The organism is Agrobacterium vitis (assembly GCF_014926405.1).
In the GTDB taxonomy this organism is placed as follows: Bacteria; Pseudomonadota; Alphaproteobacteria; order Rhizobiales; family Rhizobiaceae; genus Allorhizobium; species Allorhizobium vitis_H.
The window spans coordinates 135,327-153,478 of the sequence record NZ_JACXXJ020000004.1 but is presented as its reverse complement, the minus strand read 5'-3'; the positions used below and the strand labels follow the sequence as shown (position 1 = coordinate 153,478).

Annotated in this window: 17 protein-coding genes; 13 read left to right on the top strand and 4 right to left on the bottom strand. The window is 56.5% G+C overall.

Annotation, left to right across the window (positions count from 1 at the left end; all coding sequences use genetic code 11):
* Positions 1 to 8 precede the first annotated feature (8 nt).
* From pxpB to IEI95_RS09215, 4 genes are read left to right on the top strand one after another with little or no spacing between them, the layout of a single operon-like run.
* On the top strand, positions 9 to 710 hold the full coding sequence (gene pxpB / locus IEI95_RS09230) for a 5-oxoprolinase subunit PxpB (protein WP_234891071.1): 702 nt from the start codon (positions 9 to 11) through the stop codon (positions 708 to 710).
* Entirely contained in the window at positions 707 to 1,705 is a 999-nt protein-coding gene (locus IEI95_RS09225; RefSeq protein WP_156534417.1) for a 5-oxoprolinase subunit C family protein, read from the top strand. The genes pxpB and IEI95_RS09225 overlap by 4 nt, the downstream gene beginning before the upstream one ends.
* A gap of 15 nt (positions 1,706 to 1,720) precedes the next feature.
* Positions 1,721 to 2,488, top strand: coding sequence for a 5-oxoprolinase subunit PxpA (locus tag IEI95_RS09220; protein WP_156534419.1), 768 nt, complete (start codon positions 1,721 to 1,723; stop codon positions 2,486 to 2,488).
* Positions 2,489 to 2,537: 49 nt separating this feature from the next.
* A complete protein-coding gene (locus IEI95_RS09215) occupies positions 2,538 to 3,740 on the top strand; it encodes a pyridoxal phosphate-dependent aminotransferase (protein WP_156534421.1) in 1,203 nt (400 codons plus the stop codon).
* Between the two features lie 64 nt (positions 3,741 to 3,804).
* On the opposite strand, the gene nac is transcribed toward IEI95_RS09215, so the two are convergent.
* Positions 3,805 to 4,710 (bottom strand): nitrogen assimilation transcriptional regulator NAC, encoded by a 906-nt coding sequence (gene nac / locus IEI95_RS09210; protein ID WP_194416332.1) that lies wholly within the window; start codon positions 4,708 to 4,710, stop codon positions 3,805 to 3,807.
* A 238-nt stretch (positions 4,711 to 4,948) separates the two neighbouring features.
* Between nac and IEI95_RS09205 the strand changes: the two genes are divergently transcribed.
* The 6 genes from IEI95_RS09205 to IEI95_RS09180 all read left to right on the top strand — a co-directional run bounded on the left by IEI95_RS09205 (position 4,949) and on the right by IEI95_RS09180 (position 9,244).
* The gene (locus tag IEI95_RS09205; protein WP_194416331.1) at positions 4,949 to 5,701 is read left to right on the top strand and encodes an SDR family oxidoreductase; all 753 of its coding nucleotides are present in this window, start codon (positions 4,949 to 4,951) and stop codon (positions 5,699 to 5,701) included.
* Entirely contained in the window at positions 5,698 to 6,405 is a 708-nt protein-coding gene (locus IEI95_RS09200; RefSeq protein WP_156537419.1) for an amino acid ABC transporter permease, read from the top strand. Before IEI95_RS09205 ends, IEI95_RS09200 begins: the two co-directional genes overlap by 4 nt.
* Entirely contained in the window at positions 6,402 to 7,154 is a 753-nt protein-coding gene (locus IEI95_RS09195) for an amino acid ABC transporter permease (RefSeq protein ID WP_156534427.1), read from the top strand. The genes IEI95_RS09200 and IEI95_RS09195 overlap by 4 nt, the downstream gene beginning before the upstream one ends.
* Positions 7,155 to 7,159: 5 nt before the next feature.
* Positions 7,160 to 7,927, top strand: a complete 768-nt coding sequence (locus IEI95_RS09190; protein WP_070148211.1) for an amino acid ABC transporter ATP-binding protein — start codon at positions 7,160 to 7,162, stop codon at positions 7,925 to 7,927.
* 64 nt (positions 7,928 to 7,991) lie between these two features.
* Entirely contained in the window at positions 7,992 to 8,831 is an 840-nt protein-coding gene (locus IEI95_RS09185) for an ABC transporter substrate-binding protein (protein ID WP_156534429.1), read from the top strand.
* A 170-nt stretch (positions 8,832 to 9,001) separates the two neighbouring features.
* Positions 9,002 to 9,244 (top strand): hypothetical protein, encoded by a 243-nt coding sequence (locus tag IEI95_RS09180; RefSeq protein WP_194416330.1) that lies wholly within the window; start codon positions 9,002 to 9,004, stop codon positions 9,242 to 9,244.
* A gap of 229 nt (positions 9,245 to 9,473) precedes the next feature.
* Here the strand turns inward: IEI95_RS09180 and IEI95_RS09175 are convergent, their stop codons facing one another.
* From IEI95_RS09175 to IEI95_RS09165, 3 genes are read right to left on the bottom strand one after another with little or no spacing between them, the layout of a single operon-like run.
* Positions 9,474 to 11,174 (bottom strand): FAD-binding oxidoreductase, encoded by a 1,701-nt coding sequence (locus tag IEI95_RS09175; RefSeq protein WP_194416329.1) that lies wholly within the window; start codon positions 11,172 to 11,174, stop codon positions 9,474 to 9,476.
* Between the two features lie 2 nt (positions 11,175 to 11,176).
* A complete protein-coding gene (locus IEI95_RS09170) occupies positions 11,177 to 12,493 on the bottom strand; it encodes a (Fe-S)-binding protein (RefSeq protein WP_156534431.1) in 1,317 nt (438 codons plus the stop codon).
* A complete protein-coding gene (locus IEI95_RS09165; protein ID WP_156534433.1) occupies positions 12,493 to 13,968 on the bottom strand; it encodes an FAD-binding oxidoreductase in 1,476 nt (491 codons plus the stop codon). Before IEI95_RS09165 ends, IEI95_RS09170 begins: the two co-directional genes overlap by 1 nt.
* A 526-nt stretch (positions 13,969 to 14,494) precedes the next feature.
* Here IEI95_RS09165 and IEI95_RS09160 point away from each other — a divergent pair.
* The 3 genes from IEI95_RS09160 to IEI95_RS09150 all read left to right on the top strand — a co-directional run bounded on the left by IEI95_RS09160 (position 14,495) and on the right by IEI95_RS09150 (position 18,033).
* Positions 14,495 to 14,983, top strand: coding sequence for a MarR family winged helix-turn-helix transcriptional regulator (locus tag IEI95_RS09160; protein WP_156534435.1), 489 nt, complete (start codon positions 14,495 to 14,497; stop codon positions 14,981 to 14,983).
* A gap of 277 nt (positions 14,984 to 15,260) precedes the next feature.
* A complete protein-coding gene (locus IEI95_RS09155) occupies positions 15,261 to 16,454 on the top strand; it encodes an MFS transporter (RefSeq protein WP_156534437.1) in 1,194 nt (397 codons plus the stop codon).
* Between the two features lie 184 nt (positions 16,455 to 16,638).
* Complete coding sequence (locus IEI95_RS09150; protein WP_194416328.1) at positions 16,639 to 18,033, top strand: carbohydrate porin; 1,395 nt, start codon at positions 16,639 to 16,641, stop codon at positions 18,031 to 18,033.
* Positions 18,034 to 18,152: the final 119 nt, after the last annotated feature.

The window sequence follows — 18,152 nt, the reverse complement described above, 5'->3', positions numbered from 1 at the left end:
TGGCAGCAATGGAGAGCATCAGTTTGAAACATCCGGCAATTTTGGCAGTGTCCAAGGCAGACATGCCGAAAATCTCTGTCATTGGCACCAAAGCCTTTGTGGTGGATGCGCCCGGCCCGTTTGATTTGGCCTCGCAACGGCGCATCTGGGCCTTATCTGCCATGGTTCAGGATTGGCCGGATGTGCAGGAAATTGTGCCGGGCATGACCAATCTGCTGTTGGTGCTGCATCACACGCCTGAAGACCACGCGGCCATCGCAAGCCGGTTGCTGGAAGCGTGGAATGCGGCGCAAGGCATGGATTTAACCGGGAAAACCGTTGAAATCCCGGTGACCTATGGCGGAGACCATGCCACCGATCTTCCTGCGCTTTGCGATCTTTCCGGCCTATCAGATCGCGATATTGTCAAAATTCATGCGGCTGGTACCTACACCGTGTTTGCACTGGGTTCTGCACCGGGCTTTGGCTATCTGCATGGTCTGGACCCGCGCATTCATATGCCGCGCAAAACCGTGCCATCGTTGAAAATGGCGCGTGGATGCCTGACCATCGGCGGTATGCAGACCGGCGTTGCCGTCTTGACCGGGCCGAATGGCTGGAACTCCATCGGCTTTGCCGAAATGCCGATGTTTGATCCCATGGCGGCATCTCCCGCCTTGCTGGCCCCCGGCGATACGGTGCGCTTTATCGCCGAGAGGATCGAGCTATGATCGAGATTCTCACCACCGGTCCCCTCAACACCGTGCAGGATCTTGGGCGCTTTGGGTTTCGCAACATTGGCGTCACCACCTGCGGGGCGATGGACCCCGTTGCGCTGAAAATCGGCAACCTGATGCTTGGCAATGATGAGGGTGCAGCTAGCCTTGAAATCCAGACCTTTCCCTTTCGGCTACGGTTTGAAAAGGACGGTTTTGTCGCTATCACCGGAGCCGATTGCGCCGCAACAGTGGACGGCAAAACCATGCCACCATGGTGGGCGCTTCCGGTTTTGGCCGGACAAGAGCTTGAGCTGAAAACACCCACCAACGCGGCGCGGGCCTATCTGTGCTTTTCCGGTGGCATTGATGTGCCGCTGGTGATGGGGTCTCGCAGCACCTCATTGCGGGGAGCCTTTGGCGGTTATCAGGGGCGGTTTTTGGCGGTTGGTGACCGTCTCGCGATAGGTGAGGCGCAAGGTCCGCTGATTCCATCCTCCGGTTTCGGCGTGATGCCGCCGGAAGTCGCTTTGCAGGATCATTTTCCAGCAGTTGAGAATGGCATTTTGCCCATTCGCGCCCTGCCCGCAGGCGAGCATGACTGGTTTGGTGACGAATCGATTCGGTTCTGGGCGCAGGATTGGAAAATCTCCTCCCAGAGCGACCGCACCGGCTATCGCCTGTCTGGCACTCCGGTGAAGCTCAAGGAGCATGTTGAAATGCGCTCCCATGGCGTGGTCACAGGCGTGGTGCAGGTGCCGCCCGCAGGCGAGCCGATCATTCAGATGAGCGATGCCAATACCGCAGGCGGTTATCCCAAGATGGCGGGTGTGATTGACATTGATCTCTGGCGTCTGGGCCAAGCGCGCATTGGCAGCCGCATCCGCTTTGTGCATTCCAGCTTGGCGGAGGCGAAAGCCGCAGAACAGGCGATGACGGCCTATCTGGCCGATATCCGCCACACGGTGCCGCTGTTGACCGACGCTCTCGCCACCATGACCAAGCGCTAAACCTGAGGATAGATGATGAAGATTGATCTCAATTCCGATATGGGCGAAGGCTTTGGGTCCTACCGCCTCTGTGACGATGAAGCGCTGATGGATGTCGTCTCCTCGGCCAATATCGCCTGTGGTTTTCATGCGGGCGACCCGGAAATGATGCTGCGCATGGTGCGGCTGGCCAAGGCCCGTGGCGTTGGCATTGGCGCGCACCCCGGCTTTCCTGATCGGCTGGGTTTTGGTCGGCGCGATATTCCAGTGTCAGCAGAAGAACTGCGCGCGCAGGTGCTTTATCAGTTGGGTGCCTTGAGCGCGATTGCTGCCAGCGAAGGGCTTGCCGTTGATCACATCAGCTTTCACGCCGCCATGGGCAATCGCGTCAATCACGACCCAGCGCTGTGTGATCTGGTGCTGACAGCGGTGAAAACTGTTGCCCCTGAGATTATTGTGTTTTGCATGTCCGGCTCGGACATTGAGCGCTCCGCCCTGCGCTGCGGATTAAAGACGCTGACGCTGTTTCTGGCAGACCGCGCCTATGATGCCAACGGTGCGCTTGTGCCGCGCGGAGTGGCCAATTCGGTCATCAAGGAAGAAATGGCCGTGCGCGCCCGCGTCAAGCAATTCCTTGAAACAGCAACCGTCACCACCATCGATGGCCAAACCATTGCCATGCCCGCCCGCTCCATTCTCGTGCATAGCGATACACCCGGATCGCTGGAACTGGCCAAGATCGTACGTAGCGAAATTGAAGCCACGGGCGCGACCCTTGCGCCTGCCCGCGACGTGATTGCCTGACATCAACCGATTTTGAACCCTTCACCACAAACCCTTGAAAGTCTAGACCATGCCCATGATTGCCGACCGTCTCAAGAATGTCGCGGTTTCCGCTTCTGCAGCCATGACGCAGCGTGCCCGTGAACTCGCCGCCCAGGGCATTGACGTTGTATCCCTCTCATCCGGCGAGCCGGATTTCACTACCCCGGCGCATGCCATTGAAGCTGCGCACGCGGCAGCGCTGGCAGGCGATACCAAATATCCGCCGCTCGATGGCACCGCTGCCTTGCGCGCTGCCATTTCTCGCAAATTCAAGCGTGAAAACGGCTTGGACTATGACCCAAGCCAAATCGTTGTCGCAGGCGGCGGCAAGCAGGTGATTTTCAATGCGGTGATGGCCACCTGCAATCCCGGCGATGAAGTGGTGATCCCCACGCCATCGTGGATCAGCTATGCCGATATCGTGCGCTTTGCAGGCGGTGTGCCGGTTCCGGTGGAATGCCCGCAACAGAATGGTTTCAAGCTGCGCGCCGAAGACCTTGAGGCGGCGATTACGCCCAAAACCAAATGGCTGTTTTTGAACTTCCCCAACAATCCCACGGGTGCCGCCTGCTCGCGCAAGGATATGGCCGCGATTGCCGAAGTCATGCTGCGTCATCCCGACGTCTGGATCATGACAGACGACATTTATGAACACCTGATCTATGACGGCTTTGAATTCTGCACCATCGCCGAAGTTGAACCCCGCCTCTATGACCGCGTACTGACTGTGAACGGCGCCTCAAAGGCCTATGCCATGACGGGCTGGCGGCTTGGCTATTGCGGTGGCCCGAAGGATTTGATCAAGGCCATCAGCAATGTCAACGGCCAGAACGCGGGCGGTACATCCACCATCACGCAGGCCGCCGCGATGGCTGTTCTGGATGGCCCGCAGGATTTGTTGAAAGAGCGCGCCAATATCTACAAGGGCCGTCGTGACTATGTGCTGTCGCGTCTTGCAGAAATTGATGGCCTGCGCGCCCATAAGCCTGAAGGTGCGTTTTACATCTTCCCCAGCATCGCGGGCCTGATTGGCAAAACCACCAAGGGTGGCCGCAAGATTGAAAACGACACGGATTTCGTCTCGGCCCTGATTGATGAGCAGCACGTTGCGACCGTGCAGGGTGCGGCCTACGGCATGAGCCCTTTCTTTCGCATTTCCTATGCCACCAGCATGGAACGGCTTACAGCTGGCTGTGACCGGATTGCGCAATTCTGCAAGGATATGAAGTAATCTTCATTCCGTAGGAAATATCGCGCCATGCATCCCAAAGGATGCATGGCGCGAATAAACTGTTCTAATTCTTCAACTGCCGCGTCAATCGCAGCAAAATATCCCGCACGGCCGCGGCGGAATCTGACAATTGCGCATGTTCCGACACGCACAGCGACAGCGTTTCTTCAATCTGCGGCGAGAGGGTGCGGCAGATGATCTGGCTACTGGCCTCTGCGGTGATCCGATCGGCCACCGCCTTGGGCATGATGGTTGCCCCAACCCCGCCACTCACTGCCCGCGTCAGGGTGCGAATAACCTCCACCTCACCAATCACATTCAGCTTGGTACGGCTGCGGGCAAAGGCCATGTCTACGGCCCGGCGCACGAAATTATAGGGTGGCGGCAGTAGAAAAGGCAGCTCCTCCAGATTGGCAACCGAGAGCGGCTTGTCATCTGCCTCAATGCCAAAATCCTCATGGGCCACCAGAAAGAAATCCTCGCGCAGCAGCGGATCGAAGTGAACGCCCTTCATTGGCCCCGTGCCATGAATGAGGGCGATTTCCAGCTTGTTGTTCATCAACATCTGACTATAGGCCTGCCCCACGCTTTCGGTCAGATGCAGCACAATGCCCGGATAAAGCCTGCGTGTTTCTGCAAGTAATTCAAACGAAAGCGTGGCCGCGCTGCTAAATGGAGCCAGCCCGACTGAGACACGCCCGGCCAAATGCTTGCCTGCCGCCAGCACATCAGCGTGGGCCTGATCCATTTGTCGCAAAATCATCTGTGCGTGCCGATAGACTTGCGCGCCCGCATCGGTCATCACCACGCCTTGCTGACTGCGCAGCAAAAGCTTGGTGCCAAAATGCTCTTCCAGCGAGGCAAGCTGCTGGCTCAAGGCGGGCTGGGCGATATGCAAAATATCGGCAGCGCGGGTGATGCTGCCTGTATCAACAATCACGATGAAGGACTTGAAGCGCCTGATATCCATGGGGGAGTAAACTCGAATTCTATGGGGTCAAGCCTTTACATTATGCAGCAGCCGGTAAGCCGTAAATGGATAAAAAAAGGTTCTGAGCTGACATAGGCGGGTTGCGCGCTCATGACGACCAGTTTTTGGGCAATTGCCACCAAGCTCATAAGATAGGCTTATCACTCCACATATAATCGGCATTATCGCTCAGACTAAAGCTTCGCTAGTCTTTCTCAAGAACAAAAGAGGACGTCAGATGCCATTTTCGGATTACAAAACTGCGCTTGTCACTGGCGCATCCTCCGGGATCGGAGCCGCTATTGTGGAGCGGCTGTGCGCTGAGAATGTTGAAGTGCATGCGGTTGCCAGAAGTGGTGATCTTCTCAAGCAGCTTTCCGAGAAAACCGGCTGCATTGCCCATGTGATTGACGTCACGGACCGCGCCGCCCTGGCGGAGCTCACATCCAAAATTCCATTTGATATTCTCGTCAATAATGCCGGTGTTGACCGTCCAAAGAAGTTTCTGGAAGCAGAAGACGGCGATATTGATCTGCTGGTGGATGTGAACCTGCGGGCTGTCTTGCATCTGTGCCGCATGGTTGTGCCTGGCATGGTGGCGCGCGATCGTGGCCATGTCATCAACATCTCCTCCATCGCCGCACAGTATAATTTTGGTGGAAACTCCTCCTACCACGCCACCAAGGCTGGCGTCAGCATGCTGTCTAATCAGTTGCGTATTGATGCCTTTGGCAAGCGGGTGCGCGTGACGGAAATCTGCCCCGGTCGCGTCGCAACCGATATTTTCGCCCATGTTCATGGCGATGATCCATCGGTGCGCGAGCGCTTTATTGATGGCTTTGAATTGCCGCAGGCGTCCGACATTGCCGATGCCATTGCCTTTGCCATTGCCGCACCCATTGCCGTTAACATCGGCCATATGGAAATCACCCCCACCCTTCAGGTGATGGGCGGATTGCAGACGGCCAAGCCGGAGGAGCGGAAGCCTTGAAGGGGTTTGATCTCTCAGCAATTCTCGGCAATCCAGACTATGTCTCCATGCTGCTGCACGGCATTGAGATGACCTTTATTATCGCCATCGGCTCATGGGTTTTGGCGATGACACTTGCGGTTTTGCTGCTGGCGCTGCGGTTTTCGCCGGGCGGAATCGGCAATGCCATTGTGACGGCCTATGTTTCCTATCACCGTAATGTGCCAACTTTGGTGCAGCTGGTGCTGTGGTATTTTGGCATTTTCACTCTGATGCCCAGTGGCATCAGTGGCTGGCTTGTCAACCATAATGCCGAAGCCATCTTTGCGGTTATCGGACTTGGTCTGTGTCAGGCCGCTTATTTCAGCGAAGACTTGCGCTCCGGCCTGCGCTCGATCAGCTCCGGCCAGATGGAAGCGGCCCGCGCCTTGGGCCACGGCTATCTCTCAGCCATGCGTTACGTGATGATTCCGCAAGGTGTGCGCAATGCGCTGCCGCCGCTAATCAATCATACGGTTTCGCTGTTTAAAAACAGCAGTCTTGCGATTGTTGTTGGTGCGTCAGAGCTTACCCATGCAGTGAAGGAAATTGAAAACGTCACCTTCAGAACCTTTGAGAGTTATCTGATTGGCACGGTGCTGTATCTGTTCTTTTCTCTGCTGATCATGGCAGGCGGCGCGTATCTGACATGGCGCGTTGATCATGCAAGAGGTGTGCGGCCATGATCAACGATATCATCAAGATTGTGCAGGATTATTGGTTGCTGCTGTTGATCGGCCAATATCCCAACGGCCCTCTCGGCGGCCTAGCCAACACGCTGATCCTGTCAGTTTTCAGCATCGCACTGGCCTTTCCACTCAGCATTCTTCTGGCCCTTGCGCGCATGTCCAAATGGCGCACGCTGCGCTGGCCGGTCACCTTCCTCGTCTATGTCACACGCGGCGTGCCGTTGCTGATGCTGATTTTGTGGTGCTATTTTCTGGTGCCGCTGCTCACGGGGGCCGATGTGCCAAGCTTTATCACCATGCTGACAACGCTGGTGGTTTATCAAAGCTGCTTTCTCAGTGAAGTTGTGCGAAGCGGCATTGTTGCCCTGGGCCATGGACAGATGGAAGCCGCCAAGGCCCTTGGGCACAGCTATCCCAGCGCCATGCGCTACGTGGTTCTGCCGCAGGCGCTGTACAATGTCATCCCCAGCATCCTGTCCACCTTCGTCTCGACCATTAAGGACACGACACTGGGGTCTGTCATCAATGTGCCGGATCTGACCTTTGCCGCCAATCAGGTCAACAATGATCTGCTGACCCAGCCGTTTCAGGTCTACCTGATCCTTGCCCTGATCTATTACGTGATTTGCTGGAGCCTCACCCATGCCGCCAAACGACTGGAGGGCAGCATATCGCGCCGCCGCGCCGGTCTGTCCGGTAAAGGTGAAGACGCCCCCAGTATCACGTCCAAACTTGTCTCGGAGTAGAAGCCATGCCCTTATCCAAGCCAGCCATTGAAAAGCAGCAAACCATTACGCTGTCCAAGGTTCGCAAGAGCTATGGCAATTACGAAGTGCTGAAGGGCGTTGATGCCCACGTCAACCGAGGCGAAGTTGTGGTGATTTGCGGGCCATCTGGCTCGGGCAAATCAACCCTGATCCGCACCATCAATCGCCTTGAAGAAATCAGCAGCGGCTCGATTTCTTTTGAGGGTCAGGAAGTGCATGTGCCGATGCGCACAAAGCAGCTCAATGCCCTGCGCAGCCAGATTGGCTTTGTGTTCCAGAGCTTTAACCTGTTTCCGCACCTGTCCGTTGTCGATAACGTTGCCATGTCGCCCGTGCGGGTCAAAGGCGTGGCCCCCGACGTGGCCCATGATAAAGCCATCCGGTTGCTGGACCGGGTTGGCCTTGCCGACAAGGCGAATGCCTACCCAGCGCAATTGTCGGGTGGCCAGCAGCAGCGTGTGGCCATTGCCCGTGCGCTTGCCATGGAGCCGCCGGTGATGCTGTTTGATGAGCCAACCAGCGCGCTGGACCCGGAAATGGTCGGCGAAGTCTTGGCGGTGATGAAAAGCCTTGCCGCCGATGGCATGACCATGATGTGCGTGACCCATGAAATGGGCTTTGCCCGCGATGTGGCCGACCACATCTGGTTTATCGATGCCGGGCAAATTCTGGAAATGGCCCCGCCGGAAACCTTCTTCACCAATCCCACCCATCCCCGCGCCCAACGTTTTCTCTCAGAACTGCGCCACTAAGACGTGATCTTGGAAGCGGGCAAACAGGACCAAATCACCACAATAATAACCAAGGAGAACAGCAATGAACATGAAATGCATCACAATCAGCTTGGCGCTTGCCGCCACCACCGCCATTGCAGCCCCTGCAAGCGCCGATCAGCTGGCCGATATCATGGCGGCCAAGACCCTGCGTTGCGCCACCTTCGCGGATGTTCCCCCTTTTGCCTCTCCAGACCCCAAAACCCGTGAGATGGCTGGCTTTGACGTTGATCTGTGCAACGCCATTGCTGCAAAACTGGGCGTGAAGGCCGAAATCAAGCCGGTATCGGTGGAAGCCCGTGTGCCGGAAGTCAAGCTTGGCCGCGTTGACATCACCGTTGCCAATCTCGCCTACACTTTGAGCCGCGCCGAACAGATTCAGTTCAGCGACCCTTACTACCTTGCCAAGGAAATGCTGATTGTTCCTGCTGACACTGCCGGCAAGACAAAGGCCGATTTCTCCGGCAAGCGTTTGGCCTCCACCAAAGGCTCCACGTCCGAGATGTCAATCAAGCTCAACAAGTCGGACCCGTTAACGTTTCAGGATACGGCATCGGCCTATCTCGCCGTTCAGCAGGGCAAGGCTGAAGGCATGGTGGCCAACACCATGACCACCACCAAATTCGTCAACGAATCCCAGACCAAGGGCAAGAAGATGCGGATGATCGATGATCCGATGCTGTATCAGCCCATCGGTGTTGGCATGAAAAAGGATGAGCCAGCCCTGACCGCCAAGATCAATGATACGCTGCGCGCGCTTGATACTGACGGCGAAATCAACAAGATCTGGAACAAATGGCTTGGCCCAGACACCGAATATAAAATGACCCGCACCGACAAGGTTGTGAAATTGAGCGAATTGAAGTTCGACCCAATTCCATAACCAATAACCCTAAACTTGATTGGGTATGTAATTCTCCTTCACCGGCATGACATCCGTCACGCCGGTGAAGGAGCGATTACAAGCCACCAACCCAATCCCAATTGCCAATCTTTCCGTTATTGCAGCTAGAGGCACTCGCGCGCGATATCTTCAATCAAGAAGAGATGGCGATGACCAGCCAGATTGTTCACTGCGCGGTCTATAATGCCCGCGTCCTCTATGCCCTCCATCTGCGCAGCATCCTGATCCATTGCGACTTCAGTGGACAAGTCGTCAGACTCGCACTGACTTCTCGGCTGCCGTTGTCGATCGCACCTGCCGCATCAGAGACAGCACACATAGTCTCGGAAAACTGGCTTAGAGCTGCGTTGAAATTGGCACGCAACGTTTCGAACTCAGCAGCAAAGGGTTGAACAAGCTGAAAGGTGAGGTCGCCGCGATCGAACTGCGTCAGCCGCAACTGGATGAGATTGGCTGACACGCAATAAGTTCGTTGCGCATCGCGCCGCCCAGTCACGCCGTTTCGAATATCCTGGCAAAGCTGCACTTTGAACGGCGTTGAATGTCGTCGATATGGGCCTCAAAACGCCATGCAAGGAACGTCGACAATCAGATGACAGACGCTAAGATTGTCGTTGATGTTTATCCTCTTCGATCCGGCAGCTTTTCCTTTTTGCTGACCACGCCCAGCAACAGGCAGACCAGATGCAGCACCGGAGCACCCGCTTTTGAGAAGGCGATTTTTTGCAGGGTCGGCCATCTCTTGGCAATCGGGAGCTGTTTGGCGCTGACATGCACTGTCGCGTCTGCCAGTCCCGCCGGATCAACGCGCCGCTTGATCAGCCGCATCCATGAAGTGACGTTGCTGTAGCGCGGGCCGAACAATTCTATCAATGGACCCGCCATGAAGCCCATCAATCCGAGCCTTGGGTTGCGGTCCACCATATCAAGGTGTTTGAGGAAGCCTTTCCAACCCGCTCCGATGCCTTTCACGGTCCCTGCCTGCGATGCCAGGATGTTTTCCGTCCACAATTGCCGGCTCTCGGTTGGCCAGACCCAGCAGCCTTCCTTACCGTCGGCTGCGAAATTGCGGCCGGGCATGCGATCTTTTGCCATAATATCCTCACTGGCCTTGATCACGTCCGGCAGCAGGTTAAAGGTCTCCATGACGCCAAAGCTGGTGCCACCAGAACCGGCACCACGGAAGACGCGGCTGACGTAAAGCGACGTCACCAGCGTGCGCAGCAGCACTTCCGCGTCCTTCTGCTCAATCGGAATCATCCGCCCGCCGGTGCTTGCGACGATGTGCTGCACCGTTTTCTCCTGATAGGCCGTGTGCCCCGCAGAGTGGCCGATGGTCAAGATCTGCCAGCCAAATCTGTTTTCCGGGCGCGCACATTCCGGCAGGTCGCCCGCTTCGCGGCGGCGCGCATATTCGGCATTGGTGGCCGTCAGCGTCCAACCGATATGGTTTGGTGGCATGCGCAGCAGTGCAAAGGCAACGCCTGTGCGATTCAGGTGAAAGCTGGCGTCGCGCATCTGTTCAATCGTATCCCAGACAGGCAGAAACAGACGCATGTTTGGCTCCAATGCCATGCCCCGCATCGGGCTTTGCCCTGTCAGGTTCAAACGCTTAGGTCCCGCCCACGGATAGAGCTTGTAACCAATACGGGTGAACACGCCGAGGCCGCCATTTGCGCCAATGAGTCCACGGATCATACCGCGCAAGCCCGGCCCCGGCCCTTCCTCACTGAACCAGTCATCATCACCACCAAAAGAACCCATGCGCACGATGTCTCCCTGTGGCGTCACCCATTCTATGCCCAGGATATTGCGGAAATTGGCACCCGTGCTGGCACCGGTAATGCCAACCCCCAGAAAGGACGTGGCCGAGGCCAGCGGCGAATGCGACGGCCCCGCCCCGACGATATGACAGTTGAGACCCACTTTCATGGCTTCTGCTTGCAAACGGCCCGCCGTAACATAAGGCTCGATCACCGCCATCTGGTTTGCGGCATCCATCTTGATCAGACGGTTCATACGGCAAAGGTCCATCACCACCACATTTTCGCTGGCGCTGAGATAGGTTCCACCATTGCCGGAACTTAACGGACGAAAGGAAAGCCCGCGTGCAAGACAGCATTTGATAATAGCCGCTACATCCTCTGCGGAGTTGGGCATAACCACGGCAATCGGCCAGTTTTTGAGAAATTTGGGCCCCGGCATTGAGCCGACACCGCCATTCCAGGCGTAACTGGCAATAAAGCTCGGATCATTGGTGGCATTGGCTTCACCGACAATGGATTGAAGCGCCTGCAAAACTTCGTTGCGCTCATGAGCCATGGTCATTCTCCAGCCTTATGAGATGCGTCTGGGGCGGAGGCGGTCTGTCGGGCGTGGAGATATTCAACCAACCCATACACCCGGATCGAAGACCCTGCCTCCTGCGCCACCTCTTTCATGTGGCTGCTGCACGCGGTGCAACTGGTCACGAGGAACTCTGCCCCGGTGCTCTCGGCTTCCTGCAACCGGTTGCGGGCCGCCGCGCGGGCAAAATCGGGGCTGGCCTGTTTGCCGCCACCGCCTGCACCGCAGCAAAAGGCGAATTCCCGAATGCGCTCCATTTCGACAATCTCGGCATCCACAGCCCGCAGCAATTGCCGGGGCTCATCATAGACCCCATTGACTCCAAGGTAGAGCTCGCCTTCCGGCACGCGCATAGGAATGGAATTATAGGCCATCACCGTTTCGCCCTCCCACGGATGACGCTCTTCTCCCAGCCGCCCAAGGCGGCAGGAATCGTGATAGGTGACAGTGTCGCGCTTCTGACCAGCGGCAACGGTGAGCGGGTTTTCGGCCAGCCACTGCGCGATATGAATGACGTTGATATTGCCAAGTGAAACGCCAAGGCGTGGATAAATATTGCGAAACGCCGAAAAAGCGTCATCGCTATAAACAATGAGCGTGCCTGCCCCGCTCTTGCCGAGCCATTCTGCGGTTTGCTGTGCCAGATCTGCGGCGAGATTCTGATCACCGATATCATAGGCAAGACCACCGCTATCCGGCTCGTCCACGCCGCCAATGACGAAATCCACATCGCGCCGCTGAAGCTCAGAGGCTATATGGCGGATGAAAGGCCATTCTTCGCGGTCGAAAGCCACATCGCCAACATGGAAGACAACGGGTGCCTGACGGCTTTTGGTCTGTTTCAGGTTCAGGCCAGCGAACCACTCACCCCGCATTGCGGCGGGCAGCCCCCTTGCATTCCCCACTGTGCGCAGATGATCCAGCATTTCGCGCAGCGGCTCTGGCGCATGTCCGTCTGCCGTCACCTTCTGGCGCAGGGCATAGAGCGAATCGAGCGGCTCGACGAAATCAGCAAGCAACGTCTTGCAGCTGGTATCGCAACCGCCGCACATGGAACAGGAATAGACATTCTGAATGAAGTCCGGCGTGTATTCGACACGATTATGCAACAGTGCATAGGCCGCAATGAGCTTACCGCCAGCCGTATGCGAAAAGAATTTGCCTTGCTGAACGCTGGGACAGATTTCCGCAAAATCCTGACTGCGGACTTCCGGCACCCATTTGCAAAACGTGCAGCGCGTGCAAGAGCCAAGCTTGTCGTGAAGCTTTTCAAGGGTTGGGCTGATATGGGTCATTAGAAGCAAAGCCTCCCTGGATTGAGAATATGGTCCGGATCGAAGATGGATTTCGTCTCGCGCAGCAATGGCTTGACGGTGGGATTGCGGGCAAAGGCCATGTCAGCCCATGCGCCATAGGGTCGGCTGAAAAAGCCGCCCGCAGCGCTACAGGCCTTGGCAAGCTCATCCGCAAGCGCATCGGCGGCCGCTGTCTGCTCTCTTGATGCCGGATCAAAGGGCAGTACCAATTCCACATGACAGTTGCGGCCATGCAGGCGTGGCTGGACGTAAATTGCAACATTTGCGCCCAAACGTTCCCGTGCCAACGCAATAAATTGCTCGGCACGATCCATTTGGCTGAGAAAAAACACACTGCGATGGGCACCCGCGATGCGGTCCTTGTAATTGCTGGCAGGTGGATTGGCTTGCAGCTCCGCAATCCGGCTGGCGGAATGCCCGGCCAGATCGGGGCTTGCCACCAGTCCTGCATCCGCGCACAGCTTGGTGACATCGGCCAGCTGATAGGCAATTTTGTCATCTGGAAAATCACAATCCGCAGTCAGTTGGATGTAGAGCGTGTAAGCTGGCAGGCGCGCAGCAAGATCAGCAATGCGGTTTGGCTCACTCTCCAGCACGGCTGCAAGGTGCAGATTGCTGGCAATGAAACTGGCCATGCCGATACGCCGCCGATGCAGTTCTGCTGAGAGCCGTGCCAGCGGAGCGATACTGTCAGCGCCCACAAAGCGGGCCTCTTCGCGTGCTGGCAGGCGCTCACACAGAATGGCCGCCCAATTGAGAATGGCAAGCGTGCCTTGCGAGCCTTGCACAACGCGCAGAAAATCCGTGCCTGCTGGCCCCATGGCTGTAAGATAGCGCAACCCCGCCTTCCAATGTTCATCAAGGGTGCCGCTGATGGCGGCACTGCCGGTGCGAAAGACATCGCCGGTGCCAAACACCAGCTGCGCACCGCCGAAGGGGTCCAGCACATCCCATTGCTCAGACGATTGCAGGTTGGGTTCGCGATCCAGATAGCTTGTCAGCACGGATTTTGACGCCCGTGGCAACAGCGGCTTGAAGGCGCGCAGACCCTGAGGTGCCAGCAGCGCATCGATAGCGCCGAAGGTGACGCCCGGCTCAATCACCGCCACCGCATCTTGCTGATCGATCTGCAACAGATGGTTCATGCCACTGAGATCGACAAACACGGTGGGCCGTTCTGCCGTTGCACCGCGCAGCCGCGAGCCGCTGCTGGAGCTGAACGTGGTCAGGGCCGTGCCGGTTTTCCGCGCCCAGCCGATAACGGCAACGATCTCCTCCGTGCTGCGCGGGCGCACGACCGCAAGCGGCGGAGCCTCGCGGCCTGATGGGTTTGCGGGCATGTAGGGTGCGAGGCTGGCCTCCTCGGCGTCAAGCCCAATCGCACGCAGGCTTGCCACATCGGCACGCCGGATAAGCTTCTGCCGCACAGCGGCAAGGCTAGCAGTTGCTGCCATGGTGTGATGTCCTTATAGTTGGGATAGGGTGCAGGTGCCTGTTCCGCAAAGGGAAATGATGGCAGCTGTTGCAAAAATTTTGGGTGTCGCGCCGGGCGGGGCTTGCACATTTTTCAGCACACAGATAGCCGCCCGCGTCCCCCGTAAAGGGCCACAGCACATTTGACTCTCCTCCCATTTCAAGCCAAGGGTACTCTTTATAATTGTTGCCTCATGATAGGCATGCCACTTGAATATAGTCAAGTGACTTGACCATAAAATCATCAACACATGCGTTGAGGTTTCCAACAGGAGCCGTTAAACCCGAAAGGGAAAGTGCGGCGAGGGTGCGGCCAGCAACCTTAAATGGCCGAACATTCCCACCAAAAATCCGCCTCACTCACCTTAACGCCTTGCAAATCAACAGGAATCACAGAGAACTGACGAAGCAACCGCCAAGCAGGCCACACACATTCATCGGCAAAAGCCTCTCAAAAAAGATTCCGACCGCAACAGCAATGACAAGCAACCACAGGCAAATGCACGAATGAACTCGAAGACCTTTCCCTTACTCCCCCGCCTTCTGCGCGCGATCTACTGGTTTGACGAAGCGCTGAGAGCCTCGCAGGAGTTGCAAGGACAAACACCGGTCACACGGGCGCAGGGCATGCTTTTGATCAACATTGCCCTTGGGGAGCGGCGTCCGACGCGCTTGGCGCGTACCATGGGCGTCACCAAACAAGCGGTCAGCCTTATGCTGGGAGACCTGACCGCAGCGGGCTACATTTTTATCAAGCCGGACCCAGAAGATGCACGCGCATCACTCATTGAGTTCAGCCCGCAAGGTCAGACTGAATTGGAGAATATCTTTGCCACGCTGGATCACCTCGAAGACCATCTGGCAACGGTTTTAGGTCAGGACCGAATGTCCGTCCTGCGGGCCGCATTGGGGATGGACTGGGGCACGCCACCCGCATTGGGATCGAACGAGGCCCACACGCCTGATGCGACGGAAAGCGAGATCCAGAAAAAATGATGCCGACCGGCTTCATGGAATTGGTTGCTAATGGGGCTATTGCCGTGAAGTAATTATTATAGTCAATCTAATTGACTATTTTCAAAATGCCGATATCCTCTGTGTGAGATGTTTTTGAGACACACAAAAACATACCTCTGGGAGGAGAAAAAATGTCTGTGTTTCTACGGTATGATGCCGCGCCCTTTGGCGCGGGCGCTAAACTTTTGATCTGTCCCCAGGAGCCTGTATTGGCTCCGCGCCCGATTGGTGAACTCTCCACATGGGGGAGGATCGCATGACCAATCTTGATACAAAGGGTGCCCGCACGGCCCTCATTGTCGGTCACGCGGCTGGTATGATCGATATGGTCTCTCTTCCCATCTGGGTTGGCGGACTGGTGGGTGGCTATGGGTATTCATCCGCTCAAGCCGGAGGACTTGTCACCACGTTTCTGATTGGCGTGGTGATTGCCAGTTGTGGACTTGCGCCGCTTTTCCATCGCTTTTCCATGCGCTGGGTGCCCGGTGCGGGCTTTAGCGGTGCAGCGCTGTCGTTCGCAGCACTCTGGATGGCATCAGGTTTCGGCAATTTTCTCGCACTTCACCTCTGTGCAGGTCTTTGCATCGGCACGGCTTTGTCAGCGGTTCATGGAACCATTGGCCGCACAGGCAATCCTCATCGCACATTTGCTTATGCCACCATTGGCTTCGGCATTTTCAGCGTTATCTTCATGGGCTTTGCCACGCAGGTGATTGCCGCCACGCAGCCACGCAACCTGTTCTTGATTTTTGCCGGGGTTATGGCGATTGCTGCCGCAGTCAATTGGCTGCTTTTCCCCCACAGCGCCACCATGCCGAAGGCGGAGAAAAAACCATCGCCCAATTCCGGTCGCGTGCCGCGTTTTGAACCCGTCGTCTGGTTTCTCATCGCCGCTCTGCTGGGCATGAACTTCAATCAGGCCATGAATTTCAGCTTTGTTGAGCGCATTGCCAGTGACCATGATTGGCCAACATCCACCATCAACGGCATTCTTGTGGGCGTTGCCTTTCTCAGTCTCATTCCGGCCCCGCTCGCGGTGTTTTTTGAAAAAAAGCTTCATCCGGTTTATGTGGGCATAGTAGGCGTGCTGCTTCAGGCCGCTCTTTCGCTGGGCATAACCCATGCGCTCGACGTTCCCGGTTTTGCCGCCTCGGCAATCTTCATTCCCTTTGTCATGATCTTCTCGCACACATTTCTCTTCGGACTCATGTCGCGCGTGGAACCAACTGGCCGAGCAGTGGCGGCCAATCCGGCCATTACCATGGGCGGCGGAGCACTTGGGCCTCTGGTTGGCGGCATTCTGGTCCAGACAATGGGCTATCATGGCCTCAGCCTTGCAACCGGTCTGGTGGCCACCTGTGTTGTGGCCGGACTAATGCTGGTGTTGATGCGCCTGTTGGCGTCGCACACCAACGCCACACCGGCCATTGTGACCCGTCACGACCAATAGGCTTAAGCCTGCAAGGCAAAGGCTGCGTGTCCAAAAGCCACGCAACCACAGAAACATCTGGAGTGTGTCGGGCCGAAGAAAAACCTGACGGATTCCAGACCTGACCTTCACACATACAGCAGCGTCGAAACGTCCCGGTATAACCCGGCGGCGCATCCTATCCATTTGTCTCTGGGGGAGAAAAATGAAAACCCATCTCAAGAAACTTGTTATCCTCAGTGCTGCATACGGAGTGCTGGCAAGCGGACTTACCGCTGTGGCAGCCGATGCCAATACCCCTGCCGATCCTTCCATCGCGAAGGCACCAGACCCGCAGGCCCCTCCTCCCGGCCCCTTGACCGGCCTTGGACACACGCTCCATGACGCCGGTTTTGATGTCCGCATCAATTTCGTCAATCTCTATGCAAATGCGTCAGATTTCGGGTTTGATCCGGGCCATTCTGGCAACTTCGGCTTTCTGATGTTCGACACGACATACCATCTATCAGACATGTTCAAGATCAACTGGCAGGAAACGGTTAACATTCCCAGACACAACGCCAATCAGTATCTGTTTCAAGTCTCGAATGCCTTTTACGCTACGGACCCTTCTCTCGATAGTTCAACCGATCTTACACGCCTTACCCTCCAGGGGGATTTTTTTAACGGAAAGCTGGAGGTCGAGGGCGGTCGGCTCAACATGTGGCCGGAGTTTTTTAGGTCAGAGTTCTGCGGTGGCAAGGGGTGCATCTCGCAAACCCGCGCGTTGGTGTTAAGCGCTCCCGGCAACACTGTTGCGCAATGGGGTGGCCGCGTTGGTTACAATCTCACGCCGGATCTCTCCCTCGGTGGCGTCATCACCGAGAACAACACAGAAAACTGGCAGACAGGATCGGGCTGGAACTGGGGGAGAGGCGATTCTGACGGTTATACCGCCGTGGTCCACCTCGCCCAGCGGCAAAACTTTCTGGAGACAGCGAAGCCGCTTAACTATGAAATTGGTGGCTATAGAAGCTCTGCATCCTACACGGACGCGCTATACGGCACAGGCTGGGGCAATCCAACCTTTGGCGCGAACCAGACAGTGATCGAACATGACGGGGGATCAAACGGGGTTTTTGCTCAGGTTCGAAAAGTTCTCTGGAGTGATCCAGATGGAACCCCCTTCCCCGAAAACATCGCGGTCTCAGGCGGCATCTTCCACACGTTCGGAGACGGTCAATCCTATCCGTGGGAAGCTTATGGCAGCATTGAATATGGCGGCTTCTGGAAAGCTAACCCCCTCACATCTATAGGCGCGACGGTTCACTATATTGGCCTCAGTGAAAAACGTGCCCAATACGAAACCAACGCGCGCCGGTTTTTGACAGGCATCTACGACCGGCAGCCGCGAGACACGTTCCAGTTCGATCTGCACGGACGGACAGGAATAGGCCCCGCTGGATTTCTTGAGTTTGGGGCATCTTACGTCAAGGATCCCAACACAACCTACCTTGCCGACTATTCCACCTCAAGAATGAAGAACGGCTGGACCATCTATGCAGCCATTGTCTTCGACCTCGGAACCACTCTGGGGCTATCACCCCCGCCCCAACCCTAAACCTTTCCGCTCTCTTCCCAAGCCTGCAACAAGAGGTCGGACTGTCATTTGTCTTCACTGGCAAGTTTGCTCGACGGGTTTCTAAGCCAGGCTTAGAACCCGCGAGTGAACTTGGAGAA

Bases quoted from the DNA above. Each gene is read 5' to 3' on its own strand.
- pxpB (WP_234891071.1), top strand. From the start codon at position 9: ATGGAGAGCATCAGTTTGAAACATCCGGCAATTTTGGCAGTGTCCAAG.
- IEI95_RS09225 (WP_156534417.1), top strand. From the start codon at position 707: ATGATCGAGATTCTCACCACCGGTCCCCTCAACACCGTGCAGGATCTT.
- IEI95_RS09220 (WP_156534419.1), top strand. From the start codon at position 1,721: ATGAAGATTGATCTCAATTCCGATATGGGCGAAGGCTTTGGGTCCTAC.
- IEI95_RS09215 (WP_156534421.1), top strand. From the start codon at position 2,538: ATGCCCATGATTGCCGACCGTCTCAAGAATGTCGCGGTTTCCGCTTCT.
- nac (WP_194416332.1), bottom strand. From the start codon at position 4,710: ATGGATATCAGGCGCTTCAAGTCCTTCATCGTGATTGTTGATACAGGC.
- IEI95_RS09205 (WP_194416331.1), top strand. From the start codon at position 4,949: ATGCCATTTTCGGATTACAAAACTGCGCTTGTCACTGGCGCATCCTCC.
- IEI95_RS09195 (WP_156534427.1), top strand. From the start codon at position 6,402: ATGATCAACGATATCATCAAGATTGTGCAGGATTATTGGTTGCTGCTG.
- IEI95_RS09190 (WP_070148211.1), top strand. From the start codon at position 7,160: ATGCCCTTATCCAAGCCAGCCATTGAAAAGCAGCAAACCATTACGCTG.
- IEI95_RS09185 (WP_156534429.1), top strand. From the start codon at position 7,992: ATGAACATGAAATGCATCACAATCAGCTTGGCGCTTGCCGCCACCACC.
- IEI95_RS09180 (WP_194416330.1), top strand. From the start codon at position 9,002: ATGACCAGCCAGATTGTTCACTGCGCGGTCTATAATGCCCGCGTCCTC.
- IEI95_RS09175 (WP_194416329.1), bottom strand. From the start codon at position 11,174: ATGGCTCATGAGCGCAACGAAGTTTTGCAGGCGCTTCAATCCATTGTC.
- IEI95_RS09170 (WP_156534431.1), bottom strand. From the start codon at position 12,493: ATGACCCATATCAGCCCAACCCTTGAAAAGCTTCACGACAAGCTTGGC.
- IEI95_RS09165 (WP_156534433.1), bottom strand. From the start codon at position 13,968: ATGGCAGCAACTGCTAGCCTTGCCGCTGTGCGGCAGAAGCTTATCCGG.
- IEI95_RS09160 (WP_156534435.1), top strand. From the start codon at position 14,495: ATGAACTCGAAGACCTTTCCCTTACTCCCCCGCCTTCTGCGCGCGATC.
- IEI95_RS09155 (WP_156534437.1), top strand. From the start codon at position 15,261: ATGACCAATCTTGATACAAAGGGTGCCCGCACGGCCCTCATTGTCGGT.
- IEI95_RS09150 (WP_194416328.1), top strand. From the start codon at position 16,639: ATGAAAACCCATCTCAAGAAACTTGTTATCCTCAGTGCTGCATACGGA.